Below are 18,043 nucleotides of genomic sequence, written 5' to 3'. Positions count from 1 at the left end.
GGTTCGCCGCACGGGGCGGCCGGGTCCGCAGGCCCGGCCGCCCCGTCGCGTCGGGACGCCGGCGCGTCAGGACACCGGCGCGGCGACGGCGGCCGGGCACGCGGACTCGCGGTAGCGGCCGGGCGGCATCCCCGTCGCCGCGCGGAAGACACGGCTGAAGTCGGCGGGCCGGGTGAACCCCCACCGGGCGGCGATGGCGTGGACGGTGAGGTGGCGCAGGGCGGGGTCGGCCAGGTCCCGCCGGCACCGGTCCAGGCGCCGCTGTCTGATGTGGGCGCCCACCGAGGTGCCGTGCTCCTGGAAGATCCGGTGCACGTAGCGCAGCGAGATCTGGTGGGCCGTCGCGACCGCGGCGGGGCCCAGTCCGGGATCGTGCAGGTTCTGGTCGATGAAGGCGGTCATGCGCAGGAACAGCGCGTGCCGGGGCGACCGCGACGGCACGGCCGCCGTGTCGTCGAGGTGGTGGGCCAGCACGGCGGTGACCAGGTCGAGCGCGGTGTGCCCGAGCCGGGCCCGGTCGTGGGCGGTGCACCCGGCGGACTCGTCGGTCAGGGTGTCCACGAACCGGGTCAGGACGCGGCCGACGCCCCGCGTCCCCGGCAGCGGTACCGCCAGCAGCCGGGCGGCCTTCGACTCCGGCAGCGGCAGCAGCCGCTTGGGGAACTGGAGCAGCACCGACTCGGACATGCCCCGGCCGGCTTCGACGGGGGCGTCGAAGGGACGCGAGCTGTCGTAGAGGACGATGTCGCCGGGGCCGAGACGGGCGCGGTTGCGGGCCTGTTCGATGCCCTGGCGCCCGCTGCGGACCAGGGCCACCTGGTAGTGCTCGGGATCCGACCGCCGGATCAGCGCGGGCGTGCGGCGGGACACCAGCGGCCCGTAGGACATCCGGGTCACCTGGACGGCCCCCAGCGTCGTGGCCCGCAGCCGGGCCCCGAACGCCGACGGGTGCGTGACTTTGAACTCCGTGGTCACCAGCGCCAGGGCCGTGACCTCCACCCACGCCCCGACCCGGTCACGGACGGGCAGCGCGGCAGTGTCGAAGACGGTCTCCACAGGAACCCCCCGGTTCACGGTGATGCTCGCCCGGCAAGCCTTCCGTACCAACCGGCCGGAACGACAGTGCGCCGTGCGCCAACAACAGTGCGCCGGCGGCCAACGACACGGCGGGGGAGGAACGGCAGCATGGTCGCCGCAGTCCGCCGGGAGGCGGCTCCGTCCACGACCGAGGAGGCAGAACATGCGTATCCGCTCACGTGCCGTCAGGGTCCTCACGGCCACCGCCCTGGTGCTCGGAGGGACGACCGCCGCGACCGGCGCGTCCGCCGCCGAGGCGCCCGTCACGGTCCAGTCCTGCTACGGCAGCGGCAAGAGCTTCACCACGACGAACAAGGTGTGGCCCGCCTACCCGAACTGGGCGTACACCACGAGCAACTGCGCGGACATCAACATCAGGCCGAACGTCACGGTACAGGTGCAGACCTGCTGGAAGGACCACTCCTGCAACAAGCTGCGGACGATCAGGGCGGGCGAGTGGGGGCTGGCGGCCACCGATGTCTACGACGGCAGCAGGTTCTACCTGAAGTTCGACCGCAACGTCAGCGGGACGATCGCCTACTGATCTCCGGCGCCCGTGGGACGGGCCCCGGGAAGGGTTCCTTCCCGGGGCCCGTCCGCGGAGGCGGTGCCGGACGGGACGCTAGGCGTCCGGCCTGTCCTCGTCGTCCCACTCCGGGGGGCTGTCCTCGCGCGGGTGGATCTTCCAGTCGTCCTGCTCGCGGTCGCGGCCGCGCCGCTGGGAGCGGTCGCCGCCCGGCTCGTTCCCGCCGTGCTGACGCGCGGTGCGGCGCTCCTCGGGGAACTCGTCCCCGTGCTTGTCCCGTGTGCCCATGCGTAACTCCCGGAAGGTGTCCAGGTGATCCGTCCCCTTCAGGGTGACACGACCCGGCGAACGGCGCACATCGGACTTACCGCCCGGCCTGCCCGGCGGGCGGACGGTCACGGCCGGGGCGGCAGCGGCGGGCGGCTGCGGTCCGGCACCTCGTCGTAGCCGGGCGGTGTGGCGGCCGGATGCCGCTCCAGCAGGTCCAGGGCGGTGCGCACGGCCGTCTCCAGCATCGGGTAGCGGTTCTCGGCCCAGTCGGTCGGCGTCCGCAGGACCTCGATGTCGGGCTCCACGCCGTGGTTCTCCACCGACCACTTGTACTCGCCGAACCACGCCGCGTTCATCGGCACCGTGATGACCGTGCCGTCGCCGAGCCGGTGCCGTCCGGTCATCCCGACCACCCCGCCCCAGGTGCGGGTGCCCACCACCGGGCCGATGCCCAGCAGCCGGAACGCGGCGGTGATCATGTCGCCGTCGGAGGCGGTGGCCTCGTCGGCCAGCGCCACGATGGGACCGCGCGGCGCGTTGGAGGCGTAGCTGACCGGCTGGGCGTCGCGCACCAGGTCCCAGCCGAGGACGGTGCGGGTCAGCGCCTCGACCACCAGATCGCTGATGTGGCCCCCCGCGTTGCCGCGCACGTCCACGATCAGCGCGGGCCGGGAGACCTCCACCCGCAGGTCGCGGTTGAACTGCGCCCAGCCGGAGCCGCCCATGTCGGGGATGTGCAGGTAGCCGCACTTGCCGCCGCTCAGCTCCCGCACCACCGCCCGGCGCCGGCTCACCCAGTCCTGGTAGCGCAGCGGGCGCTCGTCGATCAGCGGTACGACGGCGACGCGGCGGGGACGCTGCGGCGGGACGTCCTCCCCCTCGGCGTCCGGGCCGCCCAGGAAGGTCAGCTCGACGGTGGTGCCGCCCGCGGCGGCCAGCAGCGGGTACGGTCCCGCGACCGGGTCCACGGGCCGCCCGTCGACGTGGGTGAGCACCGCGCCCTCGCGGATGCCGGAGCCCGCGAGCGGCGAACGGGCCCGGGAGTCGGAGGACTCGCCGGGCAGGATGCGCTCCACCCGCCAGCGTCCGTCCCCGGTGCGGGCGAAGTCGGCGCCCAGCAGCCCGATGGGCCGCTGGTAGTGGGCTGGGCCCTCGTTGCGCCGGGCGGGCGTCACATACGCGTGGGAGGTGCCGAGTTCGCCCACCGTCTCCCGGAGCAGGTCGGCGAACTCGTCGGGGGAGGCGACCCGTTCGACCATCGGGCGGTACTGGTCGAGGATCGCGTCCCAGTCGACGCCGGACATGCCCGGGTCCCAGAAGTACGACCGCATGATCCGGCCCGCCTCGTCGAACGCCTGCCGCCACTCCGCGCAGGGGTCCACGTCGTGGAGGATGCGGCGCAGGTCGAGATAGGTGGTGGAGTCCCCGTCGGCGGTCTCGGCGGCCGGGACCGCCCGCAGCTCCCCCTCGTCGTTGACGACCAGCCGGGTGCCGTCGACGCTGACCGCGAACCAGTCGATGCTGCTGGTCAGTTCGGTCCGCTTGGCCTTGACCAGGTCGAAGTGCTCCAGCGTGGGACGGCCGGAGGTGTCGGCCGGGTTGGCGAAGGTCTCGCCGAGGGCCCCGGAGATCGGCCAGCGCAGCCAGACCAGCCCGCCGCCGCCGACCGGCCGGAGGGAGGAGTACTTCGAGGCCGGCACGGGGAACGGCGTGACCCGGCTGGCCAGCCCCTCGGCCTCCACCAGCACGGTGCCCTCCTCGCCGGCCGACTCGCCCAGGGCGTCCGGGTCCAGCCCGCCGGCCGCCGGCCGGCCCTCGGGGGAGAGCGCGAACGGCGAGGGCGTGGCCGAGGACAGCGGCACCAGGTACGGGCGGCAGCCCAGCGGGAACGACAGGTCCCCGGTGTGGACGTCGTAGACCGGGTCGAAGCCGCGCCAGGACAGGAAGGCCAGGTAGCGGCCGTCGCGGGTGAAGACGGGCTCCTCGTCCTCGAAGCGGCCCTCGGTGACGTCCAGGATCGTCCGGTCGCCCAGGCGGGCGATCCTGATGCGGGTGAGCGCGCCGTCGGTGCCGGGGTGGGCCCAGGCCAGCCACTGGGAGTCGGGGGAGAAGGCCAGATCGCGCACCGGTCCGTTGACGGACCGGACCAGCTCGACGACCTCGCCCTCCTCCTCGGCGACCTCCTCCCCGGCTGCCCCGGCAGCCCCGGTCGCTCCGGCTGCCCCTTCGGCCTCTCCTGTCCCTTCAGTCCCTCCAGCCCCTCCGGCCACGGCGGTCCCGCCGCCCTCTGCCTCGCCGGCGCCGGTGCGGACCAGCAGCAGCCGCCCGTCGTGGGAGGCGACGGCGAGCGTCTCGCCGTCCGGCGAGGAGACCAGCTCGTGCACCCGCCCCAGCCTGCCCGCGGCCAGCCGCCGCGGATCGCGGCCGCCGCTGACCCGCGGCAGATGGGCGATCTCCACGGCGTCCTCGCCCTCGGCGTCGGTGACGTAGGCGATCTGCCCGGTGGCGCCGAGCATCTCCGGCAGCCGGACCCGCACCCCCGGGGTGTCGGCGATGACCCGCGCCGGACCGTCGCGGTGCGTGAGCCAGTACAGGCTGCCGCGCACCCCCACCGCGCTGGCCCGCCCGGTGGTGTCCACGGCCAGGGAGTTGACGTGGCCGGCGGCCGACACCTGGTAGGAGCGCCGCCCGGCGCGCGGCCCGCCCAGCCGTACGGACAGGCGGCGCGGCCGCGCGTGCGGGGAGAAGTCGTCCACCAGCCACAGTTCGCCCGCGCACTGGTACACCACGCGTTCGCCGTCGGTGGAGGCGTGGCGGGCGTAGAAGTCGGCGTGGTCGGTGTGGCGGCGCAGGTCGCTGCCGTCGGGCAGGCAGGAGTAGAGGTTGCCGACGCCCTCGTGGTCGGAGAGGAAGGCGATGCGCCCGGCGACGAACATCGGGCAGTCCAGGTGCCCGTACAGTTCGGGCACCAGGCGCTCGGAGTCCAGCCACAGCCGTCCCATCGCGCCGCCGCGGTAGCGCTTCCAGTCGGCGGGCTCGTGGAACGGCTTGCCCGTCAGCAGCAGCGTGCGCCGCTCGCCGTCCAGGTCGGCGGTGTCGATGTGCGCCACCGGACCCCACGGCAGCCGCTCCCCGGGGCTGCCGTCGGTGGGCAGCCGGTAGGCCCAGGTGAGGTACGACAGCGGCTGGCCGTGCGAGGCCACGGCGAGGATCTCCCCGTCGGGGGTCCAGCCGCAGACCCGGGTGTCGACCGCTCCCCAGTACGTCAGCCGCCGCGCCGGGCCGCCCTCCGCCGGGACGAGGTGGACCTCGGGGTCCAGGCTGCGCCAGTTCGTGTACGCGATGTGCCGGCCGTCGGGGGAGAAGCGGGGGTGCCCGATCCGGGTGCGGTCCACGGTCAGCCGCCAGGCGCGCGGAGGATCGGCGTCCCCGGTGGCGACGGGGGCGATCCACAGGTCGTCCTCGGCGGCGAAGCACACCAGTTCGCCGTGGATGTGGGGGAACCTGAGATAGGCGCCGGCGGCGCCCGGGGAAAGCGGTGCGGACGGGTCCGGGGGGCGGGTCGAGGCGGTCACCTCTCCCATGGTCGCCAGCCGGCCGGCCCGCGGCAACTCCTGCCGGTCACCGGGCCGTGCGGTGCCGAGGCCCTGCTCGTCTCGTGCGCCCGGCCGCCGGGCGCGGACCGGTGCGCGGGCGCGCCGCCCGCGGTCTCACGGACGTGGACGGGAAGTCGCGGGGCGCCTCGTCGCGGGCGCCCTCGGAGGCCGGGAAACGCCTCCCGGAGCCGAGTCGCCTCCGACGCGCCCGAGTTTTCCGGGACCCGTCGGCGGACGGGACCGGGCCGGGGTGCTCACACGCCCTTGAGCAGGGCGCTCAGGGCCCGGTCCAGGTCCAGTTCCAGGTGCTCGGCGCCGTTGCGCACCAGCTTGTACGTGCCGCGCAGGAAACCCCGCAGGGCGGTGGTGTCGAACTCGATCACAGCCACCCCCTCCGGAGCGCGGAGCTCGACGACGGTCCGCGTCCCGCCGTTGGGCCGGACGCGGACATCGCCCTGGCCCACCGAGACGCGCAGCCCCTCCTCCAGCAGCTCGCGGGAGAAGACCCAGGCGACCTCGTGCCCGTCGAGGGAGACGTCGGGAGGGAAGACGATCTGCACGGCGAAGGGGTCGTGCCGGTCGTAGCGCAGGGCGACGGTGACGTCCCGGGTCGCCGAGGGAACGGTGACCAGGCGGGCCTGGACGGTGTGGTCGATGACGGCGGGCATGACGCTGCTCCTTGCTCGGGCGTTCGAGGGGGCCTTTTCTCCTTCGACCCCGTCAGGGCGTTTTCATGACGGAATACCGCGAGTAATTTCTGTGAGCTCTGCAACAGTTCTGTGAGGGTCGGGCATAACCCTCTAGTGCCCCAGAAAGGACTAATACCTTCATACCTTCGGGAACCAGGTCGGACATTGCTTTTCGGTGCCCAACGGGTCGCCCACGGTGACCGCGGCGCGGACGTTCCCGCGCGGAAGGCGCGGCGGCCCCGCACCGCCGGAGACCGCGGGCCGGCCCCGTGCCGCCGTGGAACCCGAGGGGGTCCGGAGCCCGTGGAGGGGAACCCGCCGTACGCGTTCCCGGCGGATTTCCGGTACCCCGCCGCGGGCGGTCCCACCGGGAACCGCCGGGCGGCGCGGAACCGGCGCGCGCCCGCCGCCCGGAACCGTCCCCCGGACCCGACCCCAGGTCCGTGGCGCCGCCACGCGCGTAGCACCATGGACGGTGCACGCATCGACCAACGACCGGCAGGAGCACAACCACAGTGGCGGACGTCCAGGGCACGGTGGCGGACGGCTGGGAGCCGGTCCGTGACGCCTTCCGCGCCAACCTCACCGAGCGCGGCGACCGCGGCGCGGCCGTGGCCGTCTACCGGGACGGGCACAAGGTCGTCGACCTGTGGGGCGGGCTGGCCGACCCCCACGGGGACGAGCCCTGGAGAGAGGACACCGCCCAGGTCGTGCGGTCCGTGACCAAGGGGCCGGCCGCCGCCGTCCTCCACCTGCTGCACCAGCGCGGGCGGCTGGACCTGGACGCCCCCGTGGGCACGTACTGGCCGGAGTTCAAGGCGGCCGGCAAGGAGCGCATACCGGTGCGCCACCTGCTCACCCACCGTGCGGGCCTGCCGGTGCTCGACACGCCCCTCACCCCCGGGCAGGCCCTCGACGGCGTCTCCGGCCCGCGCGCGATCGCCGCCCAGGCGCCCGCCTGGGAGCCGGGCACCGCACACGGCTACCACGCGCAGACCTACGGATGGCTGCTGGGCGAGCTGGTGCTGCGGGTCACCGGACGGACCCTGGGCCGCTGGTTCGCCGACGAGGTCGCCGGTCCGTACGGTCTCGACATCTGGCTCGGGCTGCCCGCGGAGCAGGCCCACCGGGTGGGCCGGATCGCCGACGTCCAGGCGCCGTCCGTGCCGCTCTCGCGCGGTCTGCGGGTCCGTCCCAAGCGCGAGGTCGCCGAGGCGTGGGGCGATCCGGGCTCCCTCACCCGCCGCGCCTTCGGCGCCATCGCCCCGCCGCCCGACGAGAACGCCCCCGCCTACCTGGCCGCCGGACTGGCCGGTTCCGGGGGCGTGGCCACCGCCCGCTCCCTGGCCCGCTTCTACGCGGCCCTGCTGGGCGATCTCGGCGACGGCGCCCGCCGCCTGTACGCCCCCGCCACCCTCACCCAGGCCCGCACCGAGGAGTCGAACGGGCCGGACCGCGTCCTGGTCGTGGGCACCCGCTTCGGGCTGGGCTACATGCTCCACGGCCCGTCCTGCCCGATGCTCGGCCCGGGATCCTTCGGCCACCCCGGCCGCGGCGGCTCGCTGGCCTTCGCCGACCCGGAGACGGGCCTGGCCTTCGCCTACGTCACCAACTCCCTCCAGAAGTCGGTCACATCCGATCCCCGGGCCCAGGCCCTCGTCCGCGCCCTGCGCCGGGCGGCGGCGGAGGGCTGACCGCCCGGGCCGGGGCCGGCCCCGCACCGGCTCCCGGTATGCGGGAATCCGGCCGCACCGGAAATCGAAGGGTTCGCCTCCGTGCCGCCGGGCAGAGCGGACGCCGCATCGTCCCCACGATCCGGCAGGCCTCCCACACGGACCGGGCATATTTCCTCCGCAGCCTTCCTCCGCAGCGACGTGAACTCCCGCTGACCCAGGTCCGCCGAACCGCATCCCCGGCGACCTCGGTGGTGGTACGGCCCCGCCGGACGCACCCGCGCCCGGCGGGGCCCTCCCGCTGCCGACGGCGGGAAATCCCGTGCCCCGGCTCCGCCGGTCTGCCAGGCTCCCGGCCATGACGGAACACAGGGGATGCGAGGCGCTGCTCATCGCGGGACGCTCCGGCGTCGGCAAGTCCACCGTGGGCTGGGAGGTCTCCGCGCTGCTGCGGGACGCCGGCACGGCCCACTGCCTGATCGAGGGCGACACGCTGGACCAGGTCCACCCCGCCCCGCCCGGCGACCCGCACCGCTCGGCGATCACCGAGCGGAACCTCGCGGCGCTGTGGGCCAACTACGCGGCGCTCGGCCACCGCAGGCTGATCTACACCAACACCGTGAGCATCCTGGAGGGCGGGATGTTCGAGCGGACCATGGGCGTCCCGACGCGGCTCGTACGGATCCTGCTCACCGCCGGCGACGCGACGGCCCGCGCCCGGCTCGCCGTCCGCGAGACCGGCTCGCAGCTCGACGCGCACATCCGGCGCGGCGCGCTCATGGCGCGGCGGCTGGAGGAGCAGGCCCCGCCGGACACGGTGCGCGTGCCCACCGACGGGCGGTCCGTCACCGACATCGCCCGCGAGGTGCTCGCCGCCGCCGGCTGGTGAACCCGCCTCACCCCGCCCGGCGGCCCGCCCGCTCCACCGCCAGCCAGCCCGCCGCCGCCATGGCCACCGCCGCCGGAGCGGTGACGTGGACGGCCACCAGCAGCGCGCTGCGGCCCTCCAGCAGGCCGCCGAAGCCGACCGACGACAGCCCCAGCACCCCCAGCAGGCACAGCACGGCGCCGAACGCGGCGACCGGACCGGCGGCGCGGGACGCGGCGGCCGGGGCGGACTCCGACGAGGGTTCCGGCGCGGGGGCCGGACGCTCGAAGCGGCGGAAGACGGCCACCAGCAGCGCGGTGAGGACGGCCGCGGCGCCGATGCGGACGGGAGCCTGGAGCCACCACGCCGCGCCCGCCGGAGCGGCAAGGGGGACGTCCAGGGCGAGCAGCAGCCCGTACACGCCGAGCATCGCGGTCAGGTGCCACAGGAACGCCGTCATCGCCACCCCGTTCGCGGCGACCACCGCGCGCCACACCCGGGGCCGCTCCAGCAGCCGCGCCGCGGGGCCGCGCAGCAGCTCGACAGCGCCGACCAGCCACACACCGTGGCAGAGCAGGGCCAGGGTGGGCGGGGCCATGTTGCTGACCGGCTCACCCGGCATCCCCACCATCGACAGCGGGTACGGGCCCAGCGCCACCAGTGCCGCGGCCGACGCCAGCCCGGCCGCGGCCAGGGCCGCGGGGACGCCCGGTCCCGCCCGGAGGCGGCCGTCGGCGCGGAGGAAGCCCAGCTGGTGGACGGCCAGCCAGACGAAGGCGAAGTTGAGGAACGCCACGTAGGGCACACCGGCGGCGAACCGCAGCAGGTCCACCATCGCGGCGGACCAGGCGAGCGCGGCGAACACCCCCCAGCCGTACCGCTCGTGGAGGCGCAGCAGCGGCGGGGTGAGGGCCGCCATCGCCAGGTAGACCCCGACGAACCACAGCGGCTGGGCCGCCAGCCGGGCCGCCGTGTCCGCCAGCGGCCCGCCGACGCCGGCGAGCTGCGAGGCCAGTGCGAACACGCCCCACACCGCGACGAAGACCATGGTCGGACGGAGCAGCCGCTGGAGCCGGGCACGCAGGAACACCGGGTAGAGCGGCGCGCCGGCCGGTGTGCGGCGGCGCAGCGAACGGTAGGACAGCGCGTGCGAGAAGCCGCCGACGAAGAAGAACACCGGCATGATCTGCAGCAGCCAGGTGGCGGGCTGCAGGGCGGGCACGACGGCGAGCAGGTTGTCCACCTCCACGCCGCCGTCCGGCCCGGCCGCGACGGCGGCCATCAGCCAGTGGCCGAGCACCACCGTGCCGAGCGAGGCGACGCGCAGCAGATCGACGAAACGGTCGCGCGTGGCGGGCGTCGCCGCGGCGAGCGCGCGGACGCCGACGGCGTTCCCGGTCCTCGTGACTCCCCTGGTCTCCATGGGAGGAGCCTGGCGTGCGGGGCCGTCCGCCCGGCACGGCGTTCGTACTCAAAGCACGTGTACGGGGCCTGAGTCGGGATACTCAGGCCCCGTCCGGAAGACCGGTCAGAGCTTCGCCCGGACCACCGTCGCGCCCGGGGCCGGGCTCGTCGCCGTACGGGCGGCGCGGCAGACGTCCGCGTCGCGCAGGGCCACGGCGATGTCCGACGCCGACACGGCGTCCTCGGCGAGGAAGGCGCAGGTCGGGCCGGAGCCGGAGACCAGGGCCGCCAGCGCGCCCGCCTCCCTGCCCACCGCCAGGGTCTCGTCCAGGGAGGGGAGCAGCGAGAGGGCCGCGGGCTGGAGGTCGTTGGACAGGTTCGCGGCCAGCAGGCGGGGGTCTCCGGCGCGCAGCGCGGCGAGCAGCGCCGGAGACGCCTCCGGCTCGGGGACGTCGCCGACGCCCGAGCCCGTCCCCCGCCGCTCGCGCAGCCGGTCGCACTCGCGGTAGACGGCCGGGGTGGACAGCCCGCCGTCGGCTACGGCGAACACCCAGTGGAAGGTGCCGCCCACCTCCAGCGGCGTCAGCACCTCGCCGCGCCCCTGCCCCAGGGCCGCCCCGCCGGTCAGGGAGAACGGCACGTCCGAACCCAGTTCGGCGCAGATCTCCAGCAGTTCCTCGCGCGGGGTCCTCGTGCCCCAGAGCGCGTCGCAGGCCAGCAGCGCGCCCGCCGCGTCCGCGCTGCCGCCCGCCATGCCGCCCGCGACGGGGATGTCCTTGTCGATGTGGACGTGGACGTCGGGGGAGATGCCGTGCCGGAGCGCGAGGGCGTCCACGGCGCGCAGGGCCAGGTTGGAGCGGTCCAGGGGCACGTGGTGGGTGTCGTGGCCCGAGCAGGTGACGCGGGGGCCCTCGGTCGGGCCGGCCGGGGTGACGGTGATCTCGTCGTACAGGCCCACGGCGAGGAAGACGTTCGCCAGGCCGTGGAAGCCGTCCGGCCGCCGCCCGCCCACCGCGAGCTGCACGTTGACCTTGGCGGGGACGCGTACGGTGACCGATGTCGGGCCGTCCGCGCCGGGGAGGGCGGGGGAACCGGGGAGGCGGTCCGTGTCGGGGGCGCTCATGAGGTGGTGGTGTCCTTCCGCTCCGCGATGGCCGCGAAGTCCTCGATCGTCAACGACTCCCCCCGGGCCCGGGGCGGGACGCCGGCCGCCTCCAGGGCCGCCTCGGCCGCCGCGGCCGAGCCGGCCCAGCCGGCCAGCGCGGCGCGCAGCGTCTTGCGGCGCTGGGCGAACGCCGCGTCCACCACCGCGAAGACCTCCTCCCGGGTGGCCCTCGTGCGCGGCGGCTCCCGCCGTACCCATGACACCAGCCCGGAGTCCACGTTGGGGGCGGGCCAGAAGACGTTCCGCCCGATCGCGCCGGCCCGCTTCACCTCCGCGTACCAGGCGGCCTTCACCGACGGCACCCCGTACACCTTCGATCCGGGCTCGGCCGCGAGCCGGTCGGCGACCTCCGACTGGACCATCACCAGGCCGTGCTCGATGCCCGGGAAGGCGGCCAGCATGTGCAGCAGCACGGGCACGGCCACGTTGTAGGGGAGGTTGGCGACCAGCGCGGTGGGCGCCGGACCCGGCAGCTCGGTGACGCGCAGCGCGTCCTGGTGGACCAGCGCGAAGCGGTCGGCGCGCTCCGGCAGCCGTGCGGAGACCGTCGCGGGCAGCGCCGCCGCCAGCACGTCGTCGATCTCCACCGCCGTCACCCACGCGGCCTCCTGGAGGAGACCCAGCGTCAGCGACCCCAGGCCGGGCCCGATCTCCACCACCACGTCGTCGGGACGCACCCGGGCGGTCCGCACGATCCGGCGGACGGTGTTGGCGTCGATGACGAAGTTCTGGCCGCGCTGCTTGGTGGGACGGACGCCCAGCGCGGCGGCCAGCTCGCGGACGTCGGCGGGCCCCAGGAGAGGGTCGGGGGACGCGGCGGGGGAGGGCTCGGGGGCGGTGCTCACCGGTGCAGTTTACGGCCGCACACCGGCCAGGGACTCGCCCCCTTCTGCACGTACAGCTTCTTCGCGCGGTAGGTCTGCTCGGCCGGCGGGGCGTCCTGCGGACGGCCCCTGCCGCCCAGGCTCCGCCAGGTGCGGGTGTCGAACTGGTACAGGCCGCCGTGCGTTCCGGTGGGGTCCACCGCGTCGGGACGGCCGCCGGACTCGCAGCGGGCCAGGGCGTCCCAGTCCAGGTGGTCGGCGCCGCGCACCGACGCCGGCGCCTCCCGTGTGCCCACCCGGACGATCTGCGGCCTCGGCTCGCGCACCACCACGGTCTCCACGTGCCGGGGCCTGAGCCGCACGCCGTTGACGGTGCGCAGCTCGTGGGTGATCCGCCGCAGGCCGGGCCGGCCCGTCTGGGCCACCACCTCCGTGCCCCTGGGCAGGGTGGGGTCCTCGCGCCGCACGGTGGTGAACGCGATCGGCTCCTCGCGGACCCGCTCGGTGTCGGTGATGCGCAGCACCGTGACCGTCTGGCCGTCGCGGGGGAAGGAGTCCAGGGGGACGGAGGCGGTGTCCTGGCCGCGCAGCGCGATGCCCGCCTCCGCCAGGGCCCGGCGGACGGTCGCGGCGTTGGTGCGGACGGTGTGCTCGCGCCCGTCGGCGAGGAAGGTCACGCTCCGCTCGGTGCGCACCGTCACCGCCAGGCCGTCGCGGCCGATCGCCCGGTCGCGCGGCACGGACAGGTACGCGCCCTCCGGGCGCACCCCGAGCCGGCGCAGCGCCTCCTCCACAGTGGCGGCGGTGGTCCACACGCGCTGCGGGCGGCCGTCCAGGGTGAGGGCGAGGGGCCGCCCGAAGCGCACGGTGACCCGGTCCCCGTGGGAGATGGGTGTGCCGGGGGCCGGGGAGACCGCGTCGTGCTCGCCGACGGCCACGCCCTCGTCGGCCAGCAGCTCGGCGACGTCGTCCGCGAAGGTGTGGAGGGTGCGCTGCCTGCCCTCCACCGTCAGCCGCACGGCCTTGTCGCTGGCGACGAAGGCGGAGGTGCCGCCCGCGAGGAAGGCCACGACGAGCGCCTGGGGCACCAGCCTGCGCAGGGTCTCGGGGCACCGGTCGGCCCGGTGGGCGCGCGCCGCCCGCCGCGCCGCGGCCCGGCCTCCGGTGGCCTGCCGGGGGATCAGGGGAGGGGACGGCGCGGGGCGCGGCACGGGCGGCGTGCGGGGCACGTGCTCCCCGGCCGGTGCGGCGGGTCCGGGGGACCCGGAGGGGGCGGCGGTTCCGGCGGGTTCGGCGGGCACGGGGGGAGCGGCGGGCCCCGCCGGTGTGGCCGGTGCAGTCGGGGTGGCCGTGGCGGCCGGTGCGGCCGGTGCGGCCGGTTCGAAGGGGCCGGGCGCGCCGGGCGGCGGCCCCTGCGGAGCGCCGCTGTACGGCTCGTGGGGGACGGGGGCCCCGGGCGCCTCCCACACGCGGTACACGCCGTGCGCGTCCCAGGCGCCGTACGCGCCGCGCGGGTCGGGCGCGCCGTGGGACGCGTACGGCGCCTGGGACGCACAGGCCCCGTACCACTCGTACGAGGGGCGGTAGGTGTCCTCCGGGTCCCGGTCGTGACGCGGCCACGATCGGGGCGGATGCACGGGAGGGTACGCGGAGGGGTACGCGTAACCGTGCTGCTGGCTTCCCTGCGGGTGGCTCACGACGTACTCCCAAGCGGTCCGGGTGGCGGGGCGGGACCCTAGCGGAGTGGGCGTCGCTCTCCCAAGTCGTACGACTACTCAGAGTTCACGACGATCCGTCCATGTGCCCGGATCGGGGCGGTTTCCGGCGAGCGTCGTGACCGTCAGTAGCCGAAGGCGCGTGCGGTGTTGGCCGCTATGTGCCCCGCCAGGGCGTCCTCGGTCATCCCCTTCACCTCGGCCATGGCGCGCAGCGTGTACGGGATCAGGTACGGGGCGTTGGGACGGCCGCGGTACGGCGCCGGCGTCAGGAAGGGCGCGTCGGTCTCCACCAGCAGCAGCTCGGGCGGCGCGGCGGCCAGGGCGTCCCGCAGCGGCCGGGCGTTCTTGAAGGTGACGTTCCCGGCGAAGGACATGAACCAGCCCTTGGCGGCGCACACCTTCGCCATCGCCGCGTCGCCGGAGAAGCAGTGGAAGACGGTCCGCTCGGGCGCGCCCTCCTCCTCCAGGATGCGCAGCACGTCGTCGTGGGCCTCGCGGTCGTGGATCACCAGCGCCTTGTCCAGCCGCTTGGCCAGCTCGATGTGGCGGCGGAAGGAGTACTGCTGGGCGTCCCGGCCCTCCGGCCCGGTCCGGTAGTAGTCCAGCCCGGTCTCGCCGACGCCCAGCACCTCCGGCCGGGCGGCCAGCTCGGCGATGCCCTCCAGGGCGGCGTCCAGGGCCTTCGGTCCGCCCTCGCCGAGGGCCAGCCGCGGCGCCTCGTTGGGGTGGAGGGCGACCGCGGCCCACACGGCGTCGTGCTCGGCGGCGGCCCGCGCGGACCAGCGCGACCGCTCCAGGTCGCAGCCGACCTGGATCAGGGTCGTCACACCGACCTCGGCGGCGGCCGCGATCGTCTCGGCGACCCCGGCGTCCTGCATGTCGATGTGGGTGTGCGAGTCGGCCACCGGCACGTTCAGCGGCGCCGGCGGCGGCGCGGGCTCCACGGTCTTCGCGGACTTCTCCATGCGGCGATCCTAGAACGCCGCGTCCGGCCGCCCGCCGGTCAGGCGGGTGGAGCCCGGTGCCCGCGCGGCAGGGCGTGCTCCGCCGCGGACACCCTCCCCGGCTGCATGATCCGCACCACGTGCGTCTCGCAGTTCGGGCAGGTCGCGCGCGTCAGCGGCGACGGAACCCGCCCGCCGCTCGCCGGATCGTGGTAGGTGACGAAGGGGCGGCCGTCGATGTCGACGTGGTGCCGGATGTCGTACCCCTGCTCCCAGCCGTACCCGCAGTGCATGCAGGCGAAGGAGTACTCCTCGTGGACGGTCGTCCCCCGGGGGTCCCTGGAGTCCCTCATGGGAACCTCCTTCCGCTTTCTACCAGTGGACCCCATATCCGCCGGAAATGCACGGGTTCCCGGCCCGGTTTCCCGGCTTCCCGACCGGGCCCGGACCTGCCGTCTCCCCTCAGCCGGCGGGGGAGTTCTTCGCGGCGACCACCGCGTCGAACACCTCCCGCTTGGGCAGTCCCGCCTCGCGCGCCACCGCCGCGATGGCCTCCTTGCGGCGCTCCCCGGCCTCCTCGCGCGAGGCGACCCGGCGCACCAGCTCGGCGGCGTCCACCGCGCCCGGCGCCGCGGCGGGAGCGCCCTCGACGACGACCGTGATCTCCCCCCGCACGCCCTCCTCGGCCCAGGCGGCCAGCTCCTCCAGCGTGCCGCGCCGGACCTCCTCGTAGGTCTTGGTCAGCTCCCGGCAGACCGCGGCCCGGCGCCCGGGGCCGAAGGCCTCCGCCATGGCGGCGAGGGTGGCGGTCAGCCGGTGCGGCGCCTCGAAGTACACGAGGGTGCGGCGCTCCTCCGCGGCCTCCCGCAGCCGCGCCAGCCGCTCGCCCGCCTTGCGCGGCAGGAACCCCTCGAAGCAGAAGCGGTCCACCGGCAGCCCCGACAGGGCCAGCGCGGTCAGCACCGCGGACGGCCCCGGCACGGCCGTGACCCTGATCCCGCGCTCGACGGCCGCGGCCACCAGCCGGTAGCCGGGATCGGACACCGACGGCATCCCCGCGTCCGTGACCAGCAGCACCCGGGCGCCGCCGGAGAGCGCGTCGGCCAGCTCGGGCGTGCGGGCGGCCTCGTTGCCCTCGAAGTACGACACCACCCGGCCGGAGACCTGCACGCCCAGGGCCTGGGCGAGCCGCCGCAGCCGCCGGGTGTCCTCGGCGGCGACGACGTCGGCCTCCGCCAGCTCGGCCGCGAGCCGCGGCGGCGCGTCGGAGACGTCGCCGATGGGGGTTCCTGCCAGCACCAGTGTTCCGCTCACACCGACATCCTCCCAGCTCCGGGCCGTTTCCCCGGAGACCCGCGCCCTCCGGGGGAACGGGACCGGCCACGGGATGCGGCGTGCCCGCCGCGGGCGGTTCCCTACGATGGCCCGCGTGACCAGTGACACCGCGACTCAGGCCCGGCACGGGGAGCCCGTCGGGGAACGGGCCCCGACATGGCGGGAGCGGCTGCGGCGCTACGGATACGCGGCGCCCCGGCCGGCCGACGCGCGGGACCGGCTCGCGCCGCCCTTCCCCCCGGCGGGCGGCAGCCGGGTGTGGGGCCTGTTCGGGCTGGACTCGGACGACGCCCGGCGGCTGGGACGCCTGGCCGGGTGGGGCGGCCCGGTCCTCGTCGCCCTCCTCGCCGGGCTCCTGCGGTTCTGGAACCTCGGATCGCCGCACGCGGTGATCTTCGACGAGACGTACTACGCCAAGGACGCCTGGTCCCTGTACAAGCTCGGCTACGAGGGCACCTGGCCCGAGGGCGCCAACGACACGATCCTGGACAGCCCCGCCGCCGCCCCGCTCAGCGACGCCGCCTCCTACGTGGTGCACCCGCCCGTCGGGAAGTGGGTCATCGCCATGGGCGAGGCGGCGTTCGGCCTGACGCCCTTCGGCTGGCGCTTCATGGTCGCGGTGCTCGGCACGCTGTCGGTGCTGATGCTCTGCCGCATCGGCCGCCGCCTGTTCCGCTCCACGGCCCTGGGCTGCCTGGCGGGCGCCCTGCTGGCGGTGGACGGACTGCACCTGGTCATGAGCCGCACCGCGCTGCTCGACCTGGTGCTGATGTTCTTCGTGCTGGCGGCCTTCGGCTGCCTGCTGGCCGACCGGGACCGCGCCCGCGTCCGGCTCGCCGCGGCCCTGCCGGACGGACGGCCCGACCCGTCCGTCGGCGACCGGCTGCGCCTGGGCCCGCGGCCCTGGCGGCTCGCCGCCGGGATCTGCCTGGGGCTGGCCTGCGCCACCAAGTGGAACGGCCTGTACATCCTGGCGGCCTTCGGCGTCCTCACCGTCCTGTGGGACGCCGGGGCCCGCCGCGCCGCCGGGGCGCGGCACCCCTACCGGTCTATGCTGCGCCGCGACGCCGCCCCCGCGTTCCTCTCCCTGGTGCCGGTGGCCGGCCTGGTCTACCTCGCCTCCTGGTTCGGCTGGTTCGCGAGCCGGGACGGCTACTTCCGCACCTGGGCGGAGGGCCGCCGCGGCCTGTCGCCGGAGAGGCTGCCCGTCCCGTTCACCGACGGCATCGAGCTGCCGCAGTTCGACATGACCTGGGTGCCCGCGCCGCTGCGCAGTCTGTGGCACTACGAGGCCGAGGTCTACAGCTTCCACGTCGGGCTGACCTCCGGGCACACCTACCAGTCCCACCCCTGGAGCTGGCTGGTGACCGCCCGCCCGGTGTCGTACTTCTACGAGTCCGCCGAGCGGGGCGAGGACGGCTGCACGGCCGAAGGCGGCTGCGCCCGCGAGGTGCTCGCGCTGGGCACGCCGCTGCTGTGGTGGGCCGCCTGCTTCGCGCTGCTGTACTGCCTCTACCGCTGGGGGCTGCGGCGCGACTGGCGCGCGGGCGCGGTCCTGTGCGGGGTGGCGGCCGGCTGGCTGCCGTGGTTCCTGTACCAGGAGCGGACGATCTTCTACTTCTACGCGGTCGTCTTCGTGCCGTTCCTGTGCCTGGCGGTGGCGATGACGATCGGGGCGGTCGCCGGCCCGCCCGGCTCCCCGGAGCGGCGCCGGGTGGCGGGCGTCGTCGCCTCGGGCGTGCTCGTGCTGCTGATCGTCTGGAACTTCGTCTACTTCTACCCGCTCTACACCGGGATCCAGATCCCCAGGGACGCCTGGCAGGACCGCATGTGGCTGGACACCTGGATCTGAGGCCCGGATCCGGGGAGCGCCTCCGGGGCGCTCCCCGGGAACGAGGCCCCGTACGACCGACGCCGCCCGCCGGGGAACCCGGCGGGCGGCGTCATCTGGAGG

15 protein-coding genes are annotated in these 18,043 nt (G+C 75.4%); 4 read left to right on the top strand and 11 right to left on the bottom strand.

The window, feature by feature from the left end:
* Positions 1–66 precede the first annotated feature (66 nt).
* Positions 67–1,056: an AraC-like ligand-binding domain-containing protein gene (locus ABD358_RS02560; protein ID WP_344629140.1), complete on the bottom strand. Its 990-nt coding sequence runs from the start codon at positions 1,054–1,056 to the stop codon at positions 67–69.
* A gap of 184 nt (positions 1,057–1,240) precedes the next feature.
* Between ABD358_RS02560 and ABD358_RS02555 the strand changes: the two genes are divergently transcribed.
* On the top strand, positions 1,241–1,621 hold the full coding sequence (locus tag ABD358_RS02555) for a hypothetical protein (protein WP_344629139.1): 381 nt from the start codon (positions 1,241–1,243) through the stop codon (positions 1,619–1,621).
* Between the two features lie 78 nt (positions 1,622–1,699).
* Here ABD358_RS02555 and ABD358_RS02550 read toward each other — a convergent pair whose 3' ends face one another.
* The 3 genes from ABD358_RS02550 to ABD358_RS02540 form a co-directional block, all read right to left on the bottom strand.
* Positions 1,700–1,891 carry a hypothetical protein gene (locus ABD358_RS02550; RefSeq protein ID WP_344629138.1) on the bottom strand — a complete coding sequence of 64 codons (192 nt, stop codon included), beginning with the start codon at positions 1,889–1,891 and terminating at the stop codon, positions 1,700–1,702.
* A gap of 107 nt (positions 1,892–1,998) precedes the next feature.
* On the bottom strand, positions 1,999–5,457 hold the full coding sequence (locus ABD358_RS02545) for a S41 family peptidase (RefSeq protein WP_425576225.1): 3,459 nt from the start codon (positions 5,455–5,457) through the stop codon (positions 1,999–2,001).
* Positions 5,458–5,723: 266 nt separating this feature from the next.
* Positions 5,724–6,137, bottom strand: a complete 414-nt coding sequence (locus ABD358_RS02540; protein WP_344629136.1) for an SsgA family sporulation/cell division regulator — start codon at positions 6,135–6,137, stop codon at positions 5,724–5,726.
* A gap of 536 nt (positions 6,138–6,673) precedes the next feature.
* Between ABD358_RS02540 and ABD358_RS02535 the strand changes: the two genes are divergently transcribed.
* Positions 6,674–7,852: a serine hydrolase domain-containing protein gene (locus ABD358_RS02535; RefSeq protein WP_344629135.1), complete on the top strand. Its 1,179-nt coding sequence runs from the start codon at positions 6,674–6,676 to the stop codon at positions 7,850–7,852.
* Between the two features lie 337 nt (positions 7,853–8,189).
* Positions 8,190–8,720 carry a nucleoside/nucleotide kinase family protein gene (locus ABD358_RS02530; RefSeq protein ID WP_344629134.1) on the top strand — a complete coding sequence of 177 codons (531 nt, stop codon included), beginning with the start codon at positions 8,190–8,192 and terminating at the stop codon, positions 8,718–8,720.
* Between the two features lie 7 nt (positions 8,721–8,727).
* Here ABD358_RS02530 and ABD358_RS02525 read toward each other — a convergent pair whose 3' ends face one another.
* From ABD358_RS02525 to rsmI, 7 genes are all read right to left on the bottom strand, one after another.
* Positions 8,728–10,122: an acyltransferase family protein gene (locus ABD358_RS02525; protein ID WP_344629133.1), complete on the bottom strand. Its 1,395-nt coding sequence runs from the start codon at positions 10,120–10,122 to the stop codon at positions 8,728–8,730.
* A gap of 105 nt (positions 10,123–10,227) precedes the next feature.
* Complete coding sequence (locus ABD358_RS02520) at positions 10,228–11,226, bottom strand: 4-(cytidine 5'-diphospho)-2-C-methyl-D-erythritol kinase (RefSeq protein ID WP_344629132.1); 999 nt, start codon at positions 11,224–11,226, stop codon at positions 10,228–10,230.
* Positions 11,223–12,113: a 16S rRNA (adenine(1518)-N(6)/adenine(1519)-N(6))-dimethyltransferase RsmA gene (rsmA, locus tag ABD358_RS02515; RefSeq protein ID WP_344629131.1), complete on the bottom strand. Its 891-nt coding sequence runs from the start codon at positions 12,111–12,113 to the stop codon at positions 11,223–11,225. The genes ABD358_RS02520 and rsmA overlap by 4 nt, the downstream gene beginning before the upstream one ends.
* The gene (locus tag ABD358_RS02510) at positions 12,110–13,789 is read right to left on the bottom strand and encodes a resuscitation-promoting factor (RefSeq protein ID WP_425576224.1); all 1,680 of its coding nucleotides are present in this window, start codon (positions 13,787–13,789) and stop codon (positions 12,110–12,112) included. The genes rsmA and ABD358_RS02510 overlap by 4 nt, the downstream gene beginning before the upstream one ends.
* A gap of 143 nt (positions 13,790–13,932) precedes the next feature.
* Positions 13,933–14,775 (bottom strand): TatD family hydrolase, encoded by an 843-nt coding sequence (locus tag ABD358_RS02505; RefSeq protein ID WP_344629130.1) that lies wholly within the window; start codon positions 14,773–14,775, stop codon positions 13,933–13,935.
* A 38-nt stretch (positions 14,776–14,813) separates the two neighbouring features.
* Complete coding sequence (locus ABD358_RS02500) at positions 14,814–15,107, bottom strand: hypothetical protein (RefSeq protein ID WP_344629129.1); 294 nt, start codon at positions 15,105–15,107, stop codon at positions 14,814–14,816.
* A gap of 109 nt (positions 15,108–15,216) precedes the next feature.
* Positions 15,217–16,068 (bottom strand): 16S rRNA (cytidine(1402)-2'-O)-methyltransferase, encoded by an 852-nt coding sequence (gene rsmI / locus ABD358_RS02495; protein ID WP_344629128.1) that lies wholly within the window; start codon positions 16,066–16,068, stop codon positions 15,217–15,219.
* Between the two features lie 106 nt (positions 16,069–16,174).
* On the opposite strand from rsmI, the gene ABD358_RS02490 reads away from it, so the two are divergent.
* The gene (locus tag ABD358_RS02490) at positions 16,175–17,941 is read left to right on the top strand and encodes a dolichyl-phosphate-mannose--protein mannosyltransferase (protein WP_344629127.1); all 1,767 of its coding nucleotides are present in this window, start codon (positions 16,175–16,177) and stop codon (positions 17,939–17,941) included.
* Positions 17,942–18,043 lie beyond the last annotated feature (102 nt).

The sequence above is a fragment of the Streptomyces glaucosporus genome (assembly GCF_039533345.1).
GTDB lineage: Bacteria > Actinomycetota > Actinomycetes > Streptomycetales > Streptomycetaceae > Streptomyces > Streptomyces glaucosporus.
This window is presented reverse-complemented; position numbering and strand designations above follow the sequence as displayed.

Coding starts and splice junctions, on each gene's coding strand:
- ABD358_RS02555 (WP_344629139.1), top strand. CDS start 1,241: ATGCGTATCCGCTCACGTGCCGTCAGGGTCCTCACGGCCACCGCCCTG.
- ABD358_RS02550 (WP_344629138.1), bottom strand. CDS start 1,891: ATGGGCACACGGGACAAGCACGGGGACGAGTTCCCCGAGGAGCGCCGC.
- ABD358_RS02545 (WP_425576225.1), bottom strand. CDS start 5,457: ATGGGAGAGGTGACCGCCTCGACCCGCCCCCCGGACCCGTCCGCACCG.
- ABD358_RS02540 (WP_344629136.1), bottom strand. CDS start 6,137: ATGCCCGCCGTCATCGACCACACCGTCCAGGCCCGCCTGGTCACCGTT.
- ABD358_RS02530 (WP_344629134.1), top strand. CDS start 8,190: ATGACGGAACACAGGGGATGCGAGGCGCTGCTCATCGCGGGACGCTCC.
- ABD358_RS02525 (WP_344629133.1), bottom strand. CDS start 10,122: ATGGAGACCAGGGGAGTCACGAGGACCGGGAACGCCGTCGGCGTCCGC.
- ABD358_RS02520 (WP_344629132.1), bottom strand. CDS start 11,226: ATGAGCGCCCCCGACACGGACCGCCTCCCCGGTTCCCCCGCCCTCCCC.
- ABD358_RS02505 (WP_344629130.1), bottom strand. CDS start 14,775: ATGGAGAAGTCCGCGAAGACCGTGGAGCCCGCGCCGCCGCCGGCGCCG.
- ABD358_RS02500 (WP_344629129.1), bottom strand. CDS start 15,107: ATGAGGGACTCCAGGGACCCCCGGGGGACGACCGTCCACGAGGAGTAC.
- ABD358_RS02490 (WP_344629127.1), top strand. CDS start 16,175: ATGGCCCGCGTGACCAGTGACACCGCGACTCAGGCCCGGCACGGGGAG.